16 protein-coding genes and 1 pseudogene are annotated in these 18,562 nt (G+C 50.1%); 7 read left to right on the plus strand and 10 right to left on the minus strand.

Annotation, left to right across the window (positions count from 1 at the left end; translation table 11 throughout):
- Window positions 1-4 precede the first annotated feature (4 nt).
- The 10 genes from AN963_RS18055 to AN963_RS18100 all read right to left on the minus strand — a co-directional run bounded on the left by AN963_RS18055 (window position 5) and on the right by AN963_RS18100 (window position 11,215).
- Entirely contained in the window at window positions 5-1,063 is a 1,059-nt protein-coding gene (locus AN963_RS18055) for an ABC transporter substrate-binding protein (RefSeq protein ID WP_055745911.1), read from the minus strand.
- Between the two features lie 83 nt (window positions 1,064-1,146).
- Window positions 1,147-1,647: a DinB family protein gene (locus AN963_RS18060; protein WP_055745912.1), complete on the minus strand. Its 501-nt coding sequence runs from the start codon at window positions 1,645-1,647 to the stop codon at window positions 1,147-1,149.
- Between the two features lie 255 nt (window positions 1,648-1,902).
- The gene (locus AN963_RS18065; protein WP_236708011.1) at window positions 1,903-2,499 is read right to left on the minus strand and encodes a TetR/AcrR family transcriptional regulator; all 597 of its coding nucleotides are present in this window, start codon (window positions 2,497-2,499) and stop codon (window positions 1,903-1,905) included.
- Window positions 2,500-2,682: 183 nt separating this feature from the next.
- Window positions 2,683-3,936 (minus strand): cyanophycinase, encoded by a 1,254-nt coding sequence (locus AN963_RS18070; RefSeq protein ID WP_055745913.1) that lies wholly within the window; start codon window positions 3,934-3,936, stop codon window positions 2,683-2,685.
- A 23-nt stretch (window positions 3,937-3,959) separates the two neighbouring features.
- On the minus strand, window positions 3,960-4,997 hold the full coding sequence (locus AN963_RS18075) for an asparaginase (RefSeq protein ID WP_055745914.1): 1,038 nt from the start codon (window positions 4,995-4,997) through the stop codon (window positions 3,960-3,962).
- Between the two features lie 14 nt (window positions 4,998-5,011).
- The gene (locus AN963_RS18080) at window positions 5,012-5,980 is read right to left on the minus strand and encodes an ABC transporter ATP-binding protein (RefSeq protein ID WP_055745915.1); all 969 of its coding nucleotides are present in this window, start codon (window positions 5,978-5,980) and stop codon (window positions 5,012-5,014) included.
- A gap of 12 nt (window positions 5,981-5,992) precedes the next feature.
- Window positions 5,993-6,964 (minus strand): ABC transporter ATP-binding protein, encoded by a 972-nt coding sequence (locus AN963_RS18085; RefSeq protein ID WP_407922549.1) that lies wholly within the window; start codon window positions 6,962-6,964, stop codon window positions 5,993-5,995.
- 13 nt (window positions 6,965-6,977) lie between these two features.
- Complete coding sequence (locus AN963_RS18090; RefSeq protein WP_236708012.1) at window positions 6,978-8,552, minus strand: ABC transporter permease; 1,575 nt, start codon at window positions 8,550-8,552, stop codon at window positions 6,978-6,980.
- A gap of 11 nt (window positions 8,553-8,563) precedes the next feature.
- Window positions 8,564-9,487 carry a nickel ABC transporter permease gene (gene nikB / locus AN963_RS18095; RefSeq protein WP_055745917.1) on the minus strand — a complete coding sequence of 308 codons (924 nt, stop codon included), beginning with the start codon at window positions 9,485-9,487 and terminating at the stop codon, window positions 8,564-8,566.
- Window positions 9,488-9,571: 84 nt separating this feature from the next.
- Window positions 9,572-11,215, minus strand: a complete 1,644-nt coding sequence (locus AN963_RS18100) for a glutathione ABC transporter substrate-binding protein (RefSeq protein ID WP_055745918.1) — start codon at window positions 11,213-11,215, stop codon at window positions 9,572-9,574.
- 239 nt (window positions 11,216-11,454) lie between these two features.
- Here AN963_RS18100 and AN963_RS18105 point away from each other — a divergent pair, with 239 nt between their 5' ends.
- The 7 genes and pseudogenes from AN963_RS18105 to AN963_RS18130 all read left to right on the plus strand — a co-directional run bounded on the left by AN963_RS18105 (window position 11,455) and on the right by AN963_RS18130 (window position 18,438).
- Entirely contained in the window at window positions 11,455-13,557 is a 2,103-nt protein-coding gene (locus tag AN963_RS18105) for a sigma-54 interaction domain-containing protein (RefSeq protein WP_055745919.1), read from the plus strand.
- Window positions 13,558-13,667: 110 nt separating this feature from the next.
- A pseudogene (locus tag AN963_RS32005) lies at window positions 13,668-13,784 on the plus strand (oxidoreductase); the annotation flags it as partial.
- 30 nt (window positions 13,785-13,814) lie between these two features.
- Window positions 13,815-14,570 carry an SDR family NAD(P)-dependent oxidoreductase gene (locus tag AN963_RS18110; protein ID WP_055745920.1) on the plus strand — a complete coding sequence of 252 codons (756 nt, stop codon included), beginning with the start codon at window positions 13,815-13,817 and terminating at the stop codon, window positions 14,568-14,570.
- Window positions 14,571-14,729: 159 nt separating this feature from the next.
- Window positions 14,730-15,470 (plus strand): (Fe-S)-binding protein, encoded by a 741-nt coding sequence (locus AN963_RS18115; RefSeq protein ID WP_055745921.1) that lies wholly within the window; start codon window positions 14,730-14,732, stop codon window positions 15,468-15,470.
- A complete protein-coding gene (locus AN963_RS18120) occupies window positions 15,457-16,962 on the plus strand; it encodes a LutB/LldF family L-lactate oxidation iron-sulfur protein (RefSeq protein WP_055745922.1) in 1,506 nt (501 codons plus the stop codon). The genes AN963_RS18115 and AN963_RS18120 overlap by 14 nt, the downstream gene beginning before the upstream one ends.
- Window positions 16,959-17,639 carry a LutC/YkgG family protein gene (locus AN963_RS18125; RefSeq protein WP_055745923.1) on the plus strand — a complete coding sequence of 227 codons (681 nt, stop codon included), beginning with the start codon at window positions 16,959-16,961 and terminating at the stop codon, window positions 17,637-17,639. Before AN963_RS18120 ends, AN963_RS18125 begins: the two co-directional genes overlap by 4 nt.
- Window positions 17,640-17,721: 82 nt before the next feature.
- On the plus strand, window positions 17,722-18,438 hold the full coding sequence (locus tag AN963_RS18130; RefSeq protein WP_055745924.1) for a FadR/GntR family transcriptional regulator: 717 nt from the start codon (window positions 17,722-17,724) through the stop codon (window positions 18,436-18,438).
- Window positions 18,439-18,562: the final 124 nt, after the last annotated feature.

Raw genomic sequence — 18,562 nt, forward strand, 5'->3', positions numbered from 1 at the left:
GTGTTCACTTCCCTAATTTCTGCACAGCTTCATCAAGCAATTGAGTGTTCACGATTTCAGTCGTGTCGATCGCTTTGTCGATCAGTTTTTCTTTGGCATACCATTCTACCTGTGTCTTGATGTCTGCCTCCAGCAATTTTCCGTCACGATCGATATATGGCAGACCTTTTTTGATCATATCAGGCTCTTGATCCGTGTACTTCGCGATAATGCCTACGACTTCATCGTAGTTCGCGCCTGGAACGATTTTACCGTCTTTTTTGGTCAGTACAGCATCGTAGTAGTAACGAGTCGCTTTTGCGTATGCTTTCAGGAAGCGTTCAGACGCATCCTTGTTATCAGCCAGCTTTGGAGAGAAGAAGATACCCGAAGTTTGGTAGTCCATCTCGTCGCCTACTTGCGCGATGACTTTGCCATAGCCCTCTTGTACGACTGTAGAGATGTTTGGCTCATTCAGCAAGATCGCGTCGACCTGTTTACTTTTCAGTGCTTCCATCAGACCTTTGATGCTGTTCAGCGGTACCAGCTGTACATCGCTCAGACCCAGTCCGTGTTTTTCCAACAGTCTGCCCGCCATGTAGTGGTACGTGGAGCCCGTTTGGGTGATCCCAATCTTCTTGCCCTTTAGCTCTTCAATGCTTTTAAGGGGTGAATCGCTTGGGAACAACAAAGCGGAGGAGGAGTAGCCCTTCTGCTCTCTACCTTTATCTGCAACGATGACCAGCTTTTGTCCGCCGGCAACCATATTGTACAAGCTAGCAGTAATCCCTGTTGCCCCTACATCTACGCTTCCAGCAGCAGTCGCCACGGCGATTGGTTGAGCAGCCTCAAACCATTTGGCTTGCGCGTCGATGTTTTCTTCTTTAAAAAAGCCTTTTTCGATCCCGATAAACAGCGGTGCAGAGCTGGTCAATTTTAGCATGCCAATGTCCACTTTAACGGCTTCTGAAGCTTGTCCTGCCTGCGGGCTTGCCGCCTGATCTCCTTCTGACTTGCCACAGCCCACGAGTGCCAGGGACAGTGCCAATGCTGCACTTAGAAGTATACTAGCTGATTTCTTCACGATTCGTTACCCTCCAGTTAGTAGTAGTTTTCCTATCTAATTTTAATTATATTTCGACAAAATAACACAAAAACCTGTATAGATCAATGTTTCCATCGTAATAAACGCTCGTCTCCGTCCTGTAAAAGTCTGGTCATATAAACAATTTGACCGGTGTGGTAGGAGTAATGGGAAGTTGTATGATAAAGAATTTCCAGGATTGTTTTTTGGTAGGAGGCAATCCCTGCACCTGGCGGATACACAATCGTGACTTCCCGGTGAAAGTCTTCCTCTGACAGACGCTCTATTTCCTTACGCGACTGCTCCCGGACACGGAACAAATGATCATAGAGCTCCTCGGACGAATAGGTTCCCTCTGCCAAAAATTCCGCCGAGCGTTCGCGAACAAAAGGCTTGCCCCCGATGGCGCTCACCACATTTTGATATTCATTCCCCGCCAAATGAAGGCACAAATTCCCGATGCTGTTGGTACTTTCTCGCCCTTTTTTCCAGACCAGCTCCTCTGGCAGCCGATCCAACGCTTTTTTAATGCGATCCAGCTCCGTATCTAGCAAATTCAAGGTCTGCTTGTAAAAAAGATGCATGTTCTCCCTCTTTTCTCCATGAAGTGATAAGGAATTTTCCCCTAATCGTATCATTGATCACAAAGAATGACGAACGGCGCTGTGAGAAGTGGCCACATTCTATTGACACCGATAATTGTTATCAAAAATATTGTGTACTATGTAAGCTCGACCCTTTTTGGGACCACGACGCTGACACTTGTGTCGGTAATGAACAAAAAATAATGACACAAATGTCAGTGTTATAATTCCACACTCCCGACACCAGTGTCAATTTTAAGATATAGCAACATTGTGTCTATCTTTTACCCCATATCCATCCAGTAGGACCTGAAAGATCATGTCGTTCCACTCTGCCTCCGGGGTCGTCCTGCTTTTTGGGATCTGGATCGCCTGAAACAGCAAGCTGGCAATCAGACTGCTCGGGAGATCCTGGCGAATGGACCCCGCTTCTTTGCAGGAATCAATCACTTCAGTCAGCACGCTGGTCAATGTATGGTGTTGCTGGCGCAAGGTCACCAAGTCTTTTTGGACGCTCGGGGAAGACTCCCCATTCACGAATGGAGCAAACAACAGGATTTGATGCAGATGCGCGTATTTCATAAACGAGTCGAAGATCTTTCTCAGCTTTTCCATGGGTACAGAGATGGCATCCAGTCCCTCATATTCCGCCATAATCGTGTCCATGAGATGCACCATGAGAGAAGCGATCAGCTCGTCCTTATTGGAAAAATACTCGTAGATGGTGCTGCGACTCACGCCCAGTTGATCGGAAACAAGCTTGAAATGAAAGCCTGCATACCCTTTTTCGACCAGGATTTTTCCTGTCGCAGCGTACAGCTCATTGATGTTCATTTTTTGTTTTGCCATCATCAACGCCCTCTTTACCTGCTTATCAGATACAAGGATCTGACAAATATCGATTATGAACAGTTTACACAAGCTAACCCAGAACCTCAACCCTATGCATCTATCCTAATCATTGGAAGCATCGCTCCCCTTCGCAAAATGCAAAAGAGACGGGTGGGAACACCACCAGTCTCTTCGCGTGCCTGTTTACTTTTTACCTCCATTACCTTCCTTCACTTGCACTTCAATTGGCGTGAATTCCATGTTCACATGTAGGATGGACGTGGCGTACTCGTCAGCATCGTAGTATCCTTGGGTAGCCTTTGACTTGCTAAACACGACGCTTACTCCCGTTCCTTTGTCCTTTTTCTCCTCCATCGTAAAGGCAAGTCCACGCGCCTTATCAGCCGTATTGTCTGCCAGATCATCCAGCAGGGCAAGCTTGGCGGCATCCAGCCCAAAAATATTGGTGTTCAATTGGTTTCCTTCGTAATACTCTTTTCCTTTTGGAATCAACGTCTTGGACGGCTCGAGGGTAAACTTCTTGGTCACGTAGTTGTAAATGTCGCCTTTTTCTAAATACGATACATCCAGATCTTGATACACGCCCTTTTTGCTGAGGCTGGCTTTCGATGCATCGATCAGGAACATTCCGCTCTCACCGATGACCTGAATTTCTGGTCCGGTAACTACCATCGCTGAATTCTCATCAATACCAAAGCCGTAATCGACCTTTTCCTGCACCAGTGCCACGACTAGACGCCCGATACGGCCACGCTTGCTAAAATGCTGGTCGACGATACCGCCATCGAAGAAGCCGAGCCCTTTTGTTACCCACAGACCTGGTTTTTGCTCATCGTACGTCACCCCTAGCTGGAGCGCTTCGAGTGATGTAGCATTCTGGATCATGGTTTTGGACATGATCGCTGCCCCTGCAGAAGTACCTGCGACCATACCGCCGTTTTGATAAACCTCCCATACGGCATTCAAAGCCTTGGTGTTGGATCCGTCGGTATTATAAAACGCTTTGGTAATTCGCGCCTGGTCTCCACCTACAAAGAAGAACGCGGTGCATTCGGAGATCTGGCTCACGACTCCCTCATCGTTTACCTTTTCTTCGTAGTTGCTCTCAGTGATCTCGATGATTCGCACTTGATCGCCAGGTACGCCATAGTCTTCAAAATCCTTTTTCATTGCTTTCGAAGAACTCATAGAAGCGCTCGCCGTTGGAAAAATACCGATTATGGCGTTCTTCTTTCCACCAGCCAGTTCAATCATGCGGTTGTACAGCTCGGCGTTATCGGATTTGTTGGCACCGCCGATGATCACCAAGCTGCCCTTTTCGGACTCGGTGTCTGCTTGAGCGTTTGCCTCCGACAATCCCAAAGTCACAGCTAGCAGAGCTGTGAGCAACGTCGCTACCACTTTCGAGAAGCCTTTGTTCCACACGAAACTCATCATTGATCTTCCTCCCTTTCCATCTCTTAGCTACAAACAGAACTCGCAAACGCTTTCCCTTCCTTCAAACAAAAAACTGGCTCGACGCTTCCGACACGCTCCCCTCTTCTGTTCCTGACAACCGGTACATGAAAATCCAGCAACGCTGCTGCTTCTGCAGGGCTCAACTCCTCTAGCTGCCGCAATACCTCCACCGCAGCAGGATACGCAGATCTCCAATTGCCATCGGCTACCTTGATGGCAATACCGATTCCTTTCTCGAGTAGTCCCAGACTGTACACTCCTTCAGCCCCACCTTTGGCAATCACTCTGCCCTTGGTGATCTTCATCACCTCTGTGCAAAATTCTTGCGACCCGCTCACCATCTCCGGATATTGCATCATGGCCTGTGTAATTCGCTGGATGGATTGCTTGAGCGAGGGTGGTTGAATATCACCAGGATGCGCGAGTTTGGCAAACACCTGCGCCAGCTTCGTCAATGGAATCGCAAAATTCGGAACCCCACATCCATCGATACCTGTCAGAACTTGATCTTCCTTCATTTCAGCCAGCTCGAGGAGGGCATCCAACACTTTTCTCTGCACAGGGTGCTCGGGTTGATGATAGCTGTCGATGTCGCTTTCCAAATGCATGGCCAGCGCCAGCATGCCTGTATGCTTTCCGGAGCAATTGTTATGGATTTGCCCTGGCTCTATCTGCTTTCGGACCAGCTCCAGATAGCGCTCCTGGCTGTAAGGCGGATGTACGCCACATTGGAGATTTTCTTCCTGCAACCCGATCCGAAACAGCATGGAACGGACCACCTGTGTGTGCTGCTCTTCGCCGTTATGGGAGCCACAACAGATCGCAATCTCTTTGTCATTTAATAAAAAACGATCTGCCGCTCCTGATTGAACGAGAGGAATAGCTTGTATCGGCTTGAGCGAAGAGCGGGTAAAGGTCATTCGCTCGACATCGCCTACTCCATACAGCAGATTTCCACGCCAATCGACGACTGCAATGCTTCCTGTATGTACACTCTCGATATGATTTCCGCGTTTGACTACGACTAACGTTTCTTCCATTTGAGTTCCTCTCCTTAGGTGAACAGATGGCACGCTACTAGATGATCCTCTGCTGCCTCGATGAGGAGCGGCCTCTCCTTTTTGCAGATCTCCATCGCCTTCGGACATCGAGTGACAAACGCGCAGCCTTGTGGCGGATTCACAGGGGAAGGCACTTCTCCACGCAGAAGAATGCGCTCCTTTTTCTTGCGCGGATCCGCCGCTGGAATGGCAGAAAGCAGGGACTGCGTGTAGGGATGCAAGGGATTTTCGTATATTTTTTCAGCAGCACCGATCTCTACCATTCTGCCTAAATACATGACGCCCAATCGATTGCACAAATGATGGACGACAGCCAGATCATGTGAAATGAACAAATACGTAAGCTTGAATTCTTCCTGCAAATCCTGCAGCAAATTGAGAATCTGCGATTGAATCGATACATCCAGCGCGGATACGGGCTCGTCGGCGACAATCAGCTCAGGCTTTAGGATTAATGCTCGCGCAATGCATATTCGCTGCCGCTGTCCCCCGGAAAATTCATGCGCGTACCGCTTCAAATAAGCCCGATTCAGTCCGCAGACTTCCATCATCTCCGCAATTTTTCGCTTCCTCTCTTCCGGATCACCTATCTGATGGGCTTTCAATGGTTCTTCGAGAATTTCCTCAACCGTGAGTCGCGGATTGAGAGAAGCGTACGGATCTTGAAACACCATCTGCATGTTCTTGCGTTTCATCCTCATCTGCGCAGTCGACATCCCTGCCAAATCTTCCTGGTCAAATAACACTTGACCCGATGTCGGCTTGATCAGATTCAGGATCGCACGCCCCGTTGTTGATTTGCCGCAGCCGGATTCCCCCACCAGTCCAAATGTTTCTCCTTTGGCAATGGTAAAAGAAACGTCATCGACCGCACGGACATATCCTTGCGTGCGCTGCAGGAATCCCTTTTTCACCGGAAAATGAACGTGCAGTTGCTTTACTTCCAATAACGATTCCGTCATGATCGTCCTCCGTTACTCCGCATACAACCAGCAGCGGCAAGAATGACCTTGCTTGAGCTCCTGCAATTCGGGATGTTCTTGGTCACATCGCTCCACAGCACGATCACATCGATCGAGAAAACGACAGCCTTTACTAACGGACCCAGCAGGAGGAACCTGTCCAGCGATGGAAAACAGGCGTCGCTTTTTCTCCCCCAGGGTGGGGATCGATTCCATCAGCCCACGCGTATACGGGTGCTTTGGGTCGTGAAAAAGCGTATCCACGTCCGCCTCCTCCACGATCTCACCCGCATACATGACGATCACACGGTCACACATCTCCGCCACGACTCCCAAATCATGCGTGATGAACAGAATGGCCGTTTCTGTTTTCTCCTTTAGCTCTCGCATCAAATCGAGAATCTGCGCCTGTATCGTGACATCGAGAGCCGTCGTCGGTTCATCGGCGATCAGCAGCTGCGGCTGACAAGCCAGACCCATCGCAATCATGACGCGCTGCCGCATCCCTCCCGATAATTCATGGGGATAGCTCGAGTAAATCTGCTCCGCGCGTGGAATTCCTACCAGCTTGAGCATCTCGATTGAGCGCGCTTTCGCTTCTTTCTTGGTCAGCTTGGTATGGAGCAGGATTCCTTCATCCAACTGCCTGCCAATCGTAAAAACGGGCGTGAGGGATGTCATCGGTTCCTGAAAAATCATCGAGATTTCATTCCCACGTATCTCGTTCATCTGCTTTTCCTTGAGGCAGAGCAGGTCGACTCCTTTGTAAAGAATCTCGCCAGCGACGATCTTCCCCGGTGGTGTCGGCACCAGTCCCATAATAGACAGAGACGTGACGCTTTTTCCGCAGCCCGATTCCCCTACCAGACCCAAGGTCTCGCCCTTCTTTACATGAAAGGAGATTCCATGGACGACCGAGAACTCTTTTTCCTCGTTGCGAAAATGAACCGTGAGTCCTTTTACCGCAAGCATTGCTTCTTCCAAAGCACTCCACCTCCTAATCCTTCATTTTCGGGTCTAGCGCATCCCGTAGCCCATCGCCAAGCAGGTTGAAGCTGAGAACGGTGATGACGATCGCGAGGCCAGGAAAAAAGGTGGGATGAAACAAATTTCGGCTGTTGTCCTTCGCTGCACTGAGCATGGCGCCCCACTCGGGAGCCGTGATGTCCCCGCCCAGACCTAGAAAGCTGAGCGAAGCCCCGATCAGGATGGCCGTCCCGATCCGCATCGTCAAATAAACCATGACCACGGACATCGTACCGGGGAAAATGTGCCGTATGATAATCACTGAATCTCGGACGCCGATCGAGCGGGCCGCTTCTACGTAGGTCATTTCCTTTAAGGCCAGAGCACTCCCCCGTACGATCCGGATAAAAATCGGGATCGTGAAAACGGCCACCGCAAAAATGATATTGGTTATACCCGGGCCTAATAAGGCAATCACAGCGATGGCCAGCAGAATTCCCGGAAAGGCCAACAATACGTCCGTGAACCTCGTGATAAGTCCGTCCATCCACTTGCCGTAATAACCCGCAATCAGCCCCAGCACGGTACCAATAGCCGCTCCGATCGCCACGGAAACAAAGCCGATCAGAAGGGTCTCCCTCGTTCCTACGAGTACGCGTGACAAAATATCTCGATTCTGATGATCGGTGCCAAACCAATGCAAGCTAGAAGGCGGCTGGTGCTTGTATCCATTGATCAAATCAACTTGCAGCTCTCCTGGCTGAAGTCGGATAGGAACGGGCTCTGACATGGGTACGTTCACGGCAATGGGCAAGATCGTGGAAATGCCATCCACAGATACTTTGATTTTGCCGATACCACTTCCGACAGCTTGGATCGTACCATCCTCGCTGACATTCACAACTCCTGGCTCAACGGCTTCAAAGGACAGCCCCCGAGATTCCGCGGATGGCGGCGAGTTAGAAAACCCGCTGTTGGAAAATCCATCGGTAGACACAGGCTTGGAAGCTTCTACAGCCATGTCTTTCTCAGCAAATGCAATAAGCTGATCGAACCCCTTAACTTCACTGCCGTCCGTCAAAACCCCAGCCACCTCTGCTTTGACTGTCTCGCCCGGTTGTAGCGACTGCTTCGGAATGGTGGCAATCAGTTGGGACAAATACACCTCTTTATCATCCTGATCCGAGACGACTACCTTAAAGCGTGAGGTCAGATCTCCTCTGGATACGAGAATCGTCGTGGAGCCATCCCCACTCGCATTGACTAAGACACTGCCCTCCGTTTTTCGCGCGGACGCGATTTGCCTGTCCTTGCTCTCCAAGCTCACCTGGTCGAGTTCGTTACCTGACTTTTTACTTCCATCACTCATCACCAGATCCAGCGGGATGCTCGTGCTCGTCATCTGACTGACTTCGATTCCTTTCGCCTGATACTGATCGGTTACCGGACGATGGGGATCAAAAGGAGCGAGCCACGGGGCGAGCATTCCAACAAATACGATCACGGCCACCACACCGAGGGAGAGCACCGCGACTCGTTGCTTGCCAAACTTCTTTAGAAACGTCCGAAAAGGAGAGGGGGATTTGATCTCTTTGGTCTGCATCATGATTTTCCTCGCTACTCGTAACGTATTTGCGGATTTAACAACCCGTAGCTAATATCGACGATCAGATTCACTACCAGGAATTGAACAGAAAAGAGCATGATCAGCGCCTGAATGACCGGATAATCTCGCGTCAAAATGGAATCGATCAGGTAGGAGCCCAAGCCTGGCCACGAAAAGACTTGCTCGACAACGACTGCCCCACCGAGTAAAAAGCCAAATTGCAGACCTGTCATGGTCACGACTGGAATCAAGGCACTGCGCAGAACATGCGTCAGCACAATGGTCCATTCCTTTTGTCCTTTTGCCTTTGCCGTGCGTACAAAATCTTCTCGAAGTACCTCTAAGATGCTTGAGCGTGTAAAGCGCGCAATGATCGCAGCCACCCCGAGACCCAAGGTCAAGGAAGGCAAGATTAAATGACGGAACGTTCCACTACCACTAGTAGGAAACCAACCGAGCTGCACAGCAAAAATCTGCATGAGCATCAGCCCAAACCAAAATTCAGGAACCGACAGGGCGGTAATTGCTGACACCATGCCGATCCGATCCATCCAGGAATTGCGTTTGACCGCTGATACGATCCCTACAAATAGACCGATGATCACGGCCCATATCATGCTGGCAAAAGTCAGCAAGAGCGTATAGGAAAAGCGACGAAAGATTTCGTCAGACACATTTGCTTTGGTACGATACGAGGTCCCAAAATCCCCATCGAGAACAACACTCCCTACATAGCGGAAATATTGAACATACAGAGGATCATTAAAGCCCTCCTTTTCCTTGAGCAATTCGTACGTAGCGGCATCGAGTTCATTTCCGTACAAAATCCGGATAGGGTCTCCGGGAGTCAAATGCACAAATAGAAACGAAATGATGGAGACGATTACCAGCATCGGTACCATTCCGGCTGTTCGTCTGGCAATGAATGAAAACAAGCTGTTCACCTCTCCATGAAAACATGACACACACGGTCCTCAGCCTTGTCGTGAGGACCATGCGTGCAATACTCGCTTACGGACTTACTTTTTCTCCGCGTTGTCGACAATGACGGTGTCACTCGGAAGAACCATCACATTTGACACGTTGCTCGTCTTGGCAACGACGTTTTCAGGCACATGCAGGAACACCCATGGTGCATCCTCCACGATGATTTTTTGCACCTCTGCGTACTTTTTCAACGATTCGTCTTTGTTTGCTGTGGAGATCGCATCATCCAGCAGCTTGTCGACCTGTGAGTTACTGTAGAAGCCTGAGTTGTTGTTGGCAGGGCCAAAGCTCTTCGTATGGAAGTTCGGACGAATACCGTAGTCCACTTCCCCAGTACCTGGTGACCAGCGGCCAATCCACAGATCCGTTCCCTTGTTGTTGTCTAGCATGTCAAACAAGGTTCCGCTTTCAAACGCCTGCACTTTTGCCTTGATGCCTACTTTGCCGAGCTGCATCGCCACATTTTCCGCTATCGCGATAAATTCACTGGAGTTGCGTGTCCACAGTGTTGCCTCGAACCCATCTTTGACACCTGCTTCAGACAGTAGCTTTTTGGCTAGGTCCGGATTGTACTCATATACTTTTTGTTGCGCGTAGCCATAGGTGTTCGGCGCGATCGGCGAGTCTGCCACCTTGCCGTACCCATCCAGCACACCTGCGATCAGATCATCCTTGTTGATCGCATAGTTCATCGCTTGTCTGACTTTTTTGTCCTGATATTTTTTCTCCCTCATGTTGATGCCCACGTAATACACGTTCAAAGATGGTCCTGTGAAGACATTAAACTTACTGTCGGAAGCGATCTCCTTGGCATTCAGTGTCGGGAGCTTAGTGACGATATCGGTCTCGCCCGCCTTCAGCATATTGATGCGCGTACTGGCTTCGGTGACCGGCTTGTAGACGATGCTCTCAGCCTTTGCTTTCAAATCCTTGTTCCAGTAGTTATCGAAAGGAACGACCTTTACGTACTGATTGTCTTTCCACTCCGAAAACTTGTACGGGCCTGTTCCCACTGGAGTGCGATCCAGATTAAAATTCGGGTCAGCCTGTTTCTTTTTGATGACTTCCAGTGACTTCATGGACGCTGCCGGATGAGCTAGATAGGAGAGCATGGTAGAGTTCGGTGATGTAGCCACGATGGTGACATGTGTAGGGTCTTTTACGACAACTTCTTTGATGAACGAGAAGAAGTTTCTGCGCGCCAAGCCATTTTTCTCATCCAGCACGAAATCGAGATTGGCTTTTACCACGTCCGCATTAAACGGCGAGCCGTCATGGAAAGTGACTCCCTCGCGCAAAGTAAACGTCAGCTCTGTCGCGTTGTCGTTGAATTTGTACTCGGTGGCCAACAACGGCACTGGCTCCATTTTGTCGGTGAAGGTCAAGAGTCCCTCGTACATCGTGCTTTGTACAGAAATGGAGTTGCCATCGGTGACATTTTGCGGATCAAGTGAGATGGGCTCTGCTTCCATCGCCAACGTAATCGTTTGTGCCTCCGCTTTTTTCTCTGTCTGCGTGGCTGCTGGCGGTGTGCTGCTCGGTGGTGTTGATGCGGGTGTTCCCGATCCAGCTGTAGCCGTTTCCTTTGGCTTTTCAGCTGGTGCCGAACAAGCTGCCAGAAGTCCAACCAGCAGTACACAGCTCAACCCAATATGTAAGCCCCTTCCTTTCTTCATGAAAAACATCCCCCTCCTGATTTGAGCTGACATGGATAGTTGCCCTACCTGTCATTCATCTAGATCAGCAATAAGCGTGCCAACGGTTACCAAAAAAGGAAATAAGGCTCTTACATTCGAAATTTTCAATCTTTTATGTACAATCCCATTTCCCACTCTCTATAATGGTTAAAAATGACACGAAATAAAATTCCAAATTACAACCATAAACAGCCAATTATACACTGGAGGTCCTGGATATGTACGCCAAAGAGCTGATATTGCTAACGGGAACAACCGAGACGAGAAAGACACTCGTCAGACAGCTGCAGGAAGTCATCGGGGATTTTGTCCGCATTCATGATTACTCTTTGGAAGAAGGGATTCCTCAAGTCTTTTCCAACCAGCTGATCATTCTCTCTTCCTCCGCCATCGTAGAAGAAACCGTCCCCTACATCGGCGACGGCAGTAAAGTGGTCGTCGCCAAGCGGACCGTCAATTTCGAACACATCGACAAGCTGCTGTTTCTGGCGGAAAACACGAACGTCCTGTATGTGAACGACGCCCCCGAAACCGTCTATGAATCCATCGAAACCTTGCTGCAGCTAGGGATCAACCACATCCATTACCATCCGTTCTACCCTGGGAAAAAGAATTACGCGGAGGTATCTATCGCGATTACGCCTGGGGAAATCAATCTCGTTCCTCCCTTCATTCAGGATGTCGTAAACATCGGTCCGCGTCTGATCGACATCACGACGGTCATGACCATTTTGCAGCATCTGAACCTGCTCGAAAAAAAGGGCGACATCGTTTCTGACAAATACATCCGCAAGATTATCGACCTCAGCCAAAAGCTCTCCAAAACAAGCAAAGAATCCGACCGGCTGAACAAACATTTGAAACAAGTCCTCGATGGCGTCAATGACGGCATCCTGGCGGTAAACAGTAAAGGTGTCATTACGGTATTTAACGAAAACCTGCAGCATTTGCTCGGCATGTTCTCCACGAAAACCATCGGTCGAAAACTCCAAGACGTCTTTCGCAATCCTGAGCTGGTGGCGTTTATCCTTCACGATTCCTCAGAGGAGTTAGGGTGGTTCTCCGTGCTTCACACCGATGTGATCGTCCATCGATTTTACCTGGAGACGGAAGGGGCGATCGTGGCAACCTTTAAGAATGCTCATGAAACGATAGAGATGGAGAAAACGATAAGGCGGGAGCTCGTCAAAAAAGGATACATTGCCAAATACGGCTTTGAAGATATTCGAGGAGTCAGCCCCAGCATCCAAAAATGCAAACAAATCGCCTCCAAGATAGCCAAAACCAATCTGACCGTCCTCATCGAAGGCGAGAGCGGAACAGGCAAGGAGCTTTACGCGAGTGCTATCCACAATGAATCCCTGCGTCGCGACGGTCCGTTTTTAGCGGTCAATTTTAGCGCACTGCCTGACGAACTGGTCGAAAGCGAGCTGTTTGGCTATGAAGAAGGGGCTTTTACCGGGGCTAAAAAAGGGGGCAAGGTCGGGCTGTTCGAGCAAGCCAACGGGGGTACGCTTTTCCTCGACGAAATTGGAGACATCAGTCTAAAGCTCCAAGCCAGACTCCTCCGTGTTCTTCAGGAAAAGGAAATCATGCGAGTCGGAGGCAACAAGATCATTCCGATCGATGTGCGTGTCATAGCAGCCACGAATAAAAATCTGCTGCGAATGATCGAGCAAGGGACCTATCGGGCTGATCTCTATCACCGTCTGAAAATCCTGTTTATTCATCTACCCGAGCTACGCAATCGCAAAATGGACATTCCCCATCTGGTGAAGCATTTTCTGGAGCAAGGCGGGAGGAGCTACATTCAGATTTTGCCAGAGGTCATGCATCACCTGATTCAATACAACTGGTATGGCAATGTGAGAGAGCTAAAAAACACCATCGACTATATGTTAGCCGTTTGCGATGGAACGATCATCACAGTAGACGACATGCCCGACGAGAGCTTCTTCCAGCGCATTTCTCGCGAGGAGAGCTCGTACTCCTCTTCTTCATCGCGTTCCATCGCTTTGGCTGAGAAAGACATAGAAGATTTGCCCAGCGATACAGACGAATACCTGTTCATTTTGCAGACCATCTATGCCCACAATCAGCAAGGAGAATCGATTGGCCGAAAAAAGATTGCGGATAAGACACGTGATTGGCAAAAAGACCTGACGGAGCAGCAAATGCGTACACGCCTGAAGACGCTGGAACAGCGGGAGTGGATTATGACCACACGAGGCAGATCCGGGATCAAGCTGACTAATCTCGGATTGGCTTATTTAAACAAACAACAAACATCAGACATATTAGTACGATTCCATCGAAAATAGACTTGCAGGTAACGTTACGTCACCTTCTATACTGGCACTATTCCACCTGAAAGGAGAATTCCTTTGAAACGTGTACCGGACCTGTCGTAACCGGAGGCGCATCAGGCATTCGTTTGGCATCGGATGAATTCAAGTTTATTACGGGTCAAACCATTCAGGTCGAAGGCGGCCACTATGTAGGAAATCCTTCTGTACCGGATTTCCGAGCGATGTCTGCTCAACAGTAAGGCGTAACCTATATAAAGGAGCGATCACACATGAATCGTCTGCAAAATAAAGTCGCGATTATTACCGGAGCCGGCAGCGGAATGGGCAGAGAAGAGGCTCTGCTCTTCGCTAGCGAAGGGGCAAAAGTCGTCGTCACTGACATTCAGGAAGAAAAAGTGCACCAAGTCGTAGCCGAAATCAAGGAAAATGGCGGAGAAGCTATCGGTCTGTACCACAATGTCACTTCCGAAGAGAATTGGGTAAAGGTCGTCGAGGAAGCCGTGGAGACATTTGGCAAAGTCGATGTACTCGTAAACAACGCCGGAATTCCGAGCCAATCGATGCCGTTGCACGAGTTTACGTTGGAGGCCTGGAACCGCACGATGGATATCAATCTGAATGGTACGTTCCTCGGCATGAAGCATGTCTTGCCTGTCATGCTGGAAAACAAAGGCGGCTCCATCGTCAATATTTCCTCCATCGCCGGCCTGACAGGTGGTAGCGGTGCCAGCGCGTACACGGCGTCCAAAGGCGCGGTTCGCATGCTCACAAAAGGGACAGCCATCCAGTACGCCAAACAAAACATTCGTTGCAATTCCGTGCACCCAGGCTTTATCGAGACACCGATGACCACCGACATGTTTGCCAACGATGAGATGACCAAGTGGTTCCATTCGCTTACTCCATTGCCACGTCTGGGCAAAGCGCGTGATGTCGCAGAGGGCGTCCTCTTCCTGGCATCTGATGCTTCATCGTTTATTACCGGAATCGAACTACCTGTTGACGGTGGATATTCCGCTCAATAACTCCACCCTACCCCCAAGGAACCATCCCAGCCGGCAGACCTGCGCGTTTTTCGGGTCTGCTGCTTTTTCACGTCTTTCACCATTGTTATCTGACTATTCATTCTTTAACATGTATGATAAGCTGATAAGTATCAATATGCCAAGCAAGAAGGTGGAGCTGTGAAAGTCTCTCTTTTTATTACCTGTTTGAGCGATGCCTTGTATCCGCGAGTAGGGGAAGCCATGGTACGACTACTGGCGAGGTACGGCGTACAAGTCCATTTTCCCGAAGAGCAGACCTGTTGCGGTCAGCCCGCATTCAACAGCGGGTATTGGGATGAGGCGAGAACATCCGCGCAGACATTGATTCGCGCATTTGCTGATAGTGACTACGTCATTTCTCCCTCCGGCTCCTGTACGGGCATGATTCATCATTATTTTCCCAAGCTGTTCGAAAATGACCCAGCGTTACTCGCGAGTGCCAACCAGCTGCGTGAAAAGACATATGAATTTACCCAGTTTCTCGTCAATGTCCTGGGTGTCACAGACGTCGGCGCGGAATTTCCACACAAGGTGACATACCATCCGTCCTGCCATGGCAGCCGCTTGCTCGGTATCAAGCAGGAACCTCTGCAGCTCATGGAGCAGGTGCGCGGACTGGATCTGATCCCGCTCCCGTTTGCTGAGGATTGCTGTGGCTTCGGTGGTACCTTTGCCGTGAAAATGAGCGATATCAGTGGGGCGATGGTGGCGGAAAAGGCAGACCACGTCCTCGAGACCGAAGCAGAAGTACTCGTAGGGCTGGACCTCGGTTGCCTGATGAATATTTCCGGTCATTTGCACTTTCGCGGAAAGCCAGTGCGTGTGATGCATCTGGCTGAATTACTGTACGAAGGGGTGATCGTCAGTGAGCAGCGCTAAAGCCACATCTGTCACGGAACGAGCAAAAGTAGCCCTAAACGATGAGTTTCTCCGCAACGCAGTGAAATACACCACCGAGCGACTGCGGGACGGGAAGAAGCTGGCGTCAAGCGAGCAAGGAAATTGGGAGGAGTGGCGTGAGCGGGGACGGCAAATCAGGCTACATACGATCGCCCACTTAGATTACTACTTGAATCAGTTCATCGACAATGCCAAAGCGAACGGCGTTCACGTACATTTCGCCGCATCCTCTGTCGAAGCAGCCAGCATCACCTTGCAGATCGCACAAAAACGTCAGGCACGGACCGTCGTCAAATCCAAATCGATGGTATCCGAAGAAGTACATATCAACGAGACGTTGGAAAAAGAGGGAATCGAGTCCATCGAAACAGACTTGGGCGAATACATCATCCAGCTCGCACACGAAATGCCTTCGCATATCATCATTCCCGCCATTCATAAAAACCGGGAGCAAATAGCGGAGCTGCTGTCCAAAGAAGCAGGGGAGACACTTCCTCCCGAAACCACCATTCTCGCCGGCTTTGTCCGCAAAAAGCTGCGCGAAAAATTTCTGGAAGCCGATATCGGCATGACTGGATGCAACTTCGCGATTGCTGAGAGCGGCTCCATTGTTCTGTTTGAAAATGAGGGAAATGCGCGCATGGTCAGCACCGTGCCGAAAACGCAAATCACATTGATGGGGATGGAACGCATTATCCCAACGTGGGACGATCTGGAGGTCATGGCTACTTTGCTGCCACGCTCTGCGACGGGTCAAAAATTGACCGTTTACATGTCCGGAATTAGTGGTCCTCGCCGTAATATGGACAGTGACGGCCCCGAAGAAATGCACATCATCATCGTCGACAACGGACGATCCTTACAACTAGGCGATCCGGAGTTTCAGGAGCTGCTCAATTGCATCCGTTGTGGCGCTTGCCTCAACGCTTGTCCCGTATACCGACAGATTGGCGGCCATTCCTATGGTGGACCGTACAGTGGACCGATCGGGGCAGTGCTCAAGCCCGCCTTGCAAAAAAACGTGGCCGAATGGGATGACATCGCCAATGCCTCCAGCCTGTGCGGAGCCTGTTACGAAGCTTGTCCGGTCAAAATTCCGCTCCACGACATGCTTGTGTATTTGCGCAAACGCAAAGTAAAGGAAGGACACAAAGCGGCGGATGAAAACGTGGGAATGAAAGGCTATCAGTACATCATGGCGGACCCCAAGCGCTTGAGACGTGTGCTGAAGCTCGGCCGGGTCGGTCAAAAGCTATTGCTCACAGACAATATGATCAAAGCGAAAGTCGGACCGCTGAAGGGCTGGAATCGATATCGACATACTCCTGGGCTACCCGCCCAATCGTTCCGTGAAAAATGGCAGACGCTCGACCAGGAGGTTCGCGGTGACATGCAGGAAATGAACGAAAATATAAAGGCACGGTTGGAACACTCACGCGCACAGCGTGGGAAAGGGGGCTCACACACATGAGTGATCAACAGCAGGCATTCATTCAAATGATCTCCAAGCGTTTGGGCCGTCCGATGTCATCCGAGACGCCTCGCCATCCATTCAAAGGCGCGCCCGATTTTTGGAAAACGTACGAGCTTGACCTCGAACAGCGCATTGACTTGTTCCGTGACAACTGGGCGAAAGCCGGGGGACACTCTTTTCGCTTTTCCACGATGGATGACGTAAAACGATTCATCGTAGAGCAGGCACATTCGTTGCAGGCCCGCCAAGTGGTTCAGCAAAATCAGCCGGAGTTGCTCGCTCTTCGCCTGAAGGAGCATCTGCCATCCTGCAAGGTGGCGACGTGGAGCCCTGGCAACAGAGACGAACTGGTAGCGACCGCCGCCAGTGCGGATATCGGAATCTCGATGGTCGATCAAGCAGTGGCGCATACAGGGAGCATTGTCGTCACGTCTTCAGATAACACCGGACGCTCTGTGAGCCTCCTCCCTACGGTATTTCTCGCGATCATCCCCGTTGATCGGCTCAAGACGCGTTTAGGCGAAGCTTTGGCTACCTATGACGGACTCCCTCGGAAGCACTTTCCCGCTGGCATTCACTTCATCTCAGGTCCCAGCCGCTCCGCTGACATCGAGAACGATCTGACTATCGGCGTACACGGGCCTGGCGTCGTCTTTGCTCTGCTGGTCGGGTAAGCTTTCCTCTGCCTCCCACCCCATCTCAGATGCGTATGCTACAATCATTAGGAACGAAAAAGGAATGTACAGGAGTGTCGAGATGGACCTTTCCAAGCTGACCAAGAAAAATCACTACGAGCACATCACCGAGCAAATCAAGCAACTCATTCTTAGTGGAGAGCTTGCTCCCGGAGAAAAATTGCCCTCGACAAAAGATCTGTCCGATCAGTTCGGCGTCGGGCGATCGACTACACGCGAAGCATTGAGCGCCTTGAAAGCAATGGGATTGATCGATATTCGTCAGGGCGGAAACTGCACAGTAAAAAGTCCTCCGCTTCAAACACAAAACTTGCTGCCTGATCTGCAGGTATTGCTCACCAATAAACAGACCATTCTGGAGCTGCTGGAAGTGCGAAAGTCACTGGAAGTCTCGAACGTCGCCATCGCAGCGCTCAAACGTGATGACCAGGACTTGCTGGTGTTGGAGCAGATTCTGACTGAAATGTCGCAGCATATGGGGAATGAAGAGATCGGCGAACGGACAGACATGCACTTTCACTCCACGCTTGCCCGCGCCACTCACAATTCGATCATGGTAAAGCTGTTTGAAACGATTTCTGCCCAATTGGAAGTCGTCATTCGCGAGACACGCAGAGTGGAGATTTATTCGAACCAAGCCGTGTCCCAACATTTCTACACCGAACACCAAGCCATATTCGAAGCGATCAAGAATCAGGAGCCTGAATTAGCCCAAGCACGCATGAAGGATCATTTGCTGCACGTGGAGGGAATTTTGCTCCGTTACCTGAACAATTGAAAGCTCTCGAAAGACTAGGCAAACACCAGGCTGTCCGCGGTTGCGGATGGCTTTTTTCCGCTTTTTACAATCGATTGCTTTTTCATCTGCGCTTGTTTTTCGATCAACAACACTTTATTCTTTT

This window comes from Brevibacillus choshinensis, assembly GCF_001420695.1.
Lineage (GTDB): Bacteria > Bacillota > Bacilli > Brevibacillales > Brevibacillaceae > Brevibacillus > Brevibacillus choshinensis.

Coding starts and splice junctions, on each gene's coding strand:
- AN963_RS18060 (WP_055745912.1), bottom strand. CDS start 1,647: ATGCATCTTTTTTACAAGCAGACCTTGAATTTGCTAGATACGGAGCTG.
- AN963_RS18065 (WP_236708011.1), bottom strand. CDS start 2,499: ATGATGGCAAAACAAAAAATGAACATCAATGAGCTGTACGCTGCGACA.
- AN963_RS18070 (WP_055745913.1), bottom strand. CDS start 3,936: ATGATGAGTTTCGTGTGGAACAAAGGCTTCTCGAAAGTGGTAGCGACG.
- AN963_RS18075 (WP_055745914.1), bottom strand. CDS start 4,997: ATGGAAGAAACGTTAGTCGTAGTCAAACGCGGAAATCATATCGAGAGT.
- AN963_RS18080 (WP_055745915.1), bottom strand. CDS start 5,980: ATGACGGAATCGTTATTGGAAGTAAAGCAACTGCACGTTCATTTTCCG.
- AN963_RS18090 (WP_236708012.1), bottom strand. CDS start 8,552: ATGATGCAGACCAAAGAGATCAAATCCCCCTCTCCTTTTCGGACGTTT.
- AN963_RS18100 (WP_055745918.1), bottom strand. CDS start 11,215: ATGAAGAAAGGAAGGGGCTTACATATTGGGTTGAGCTGTGTACTGCTG.
- AN963_RS18105 (WP_055745919.1), top strand. CDS start 11,455: ATGTACGCCAAAGAGCTGATATTGCTAACGGGAACAACCGAGACGAGA.
- AN963_RS18110 (WP_055745920.1), top strand. CDS start 13,815: ATGAATCGTCTGCAAAATAAAGTCGCGATTATTACCGGAGCCGGCAGC.
- AN963_RS18125 (WP_055745923.1), top strand. CDS start 16,959: ATGAGTGATCAACAGCAGGCATTCATTCAAATGATCTCCAAGCGTTTG.
- AN963_RS18130 (WP_055745924.1), top strand. CDS start 17,722: ATGGACCTTTCCAAGCTGACCAAGAAAAATCACTACGAGCACATCACC.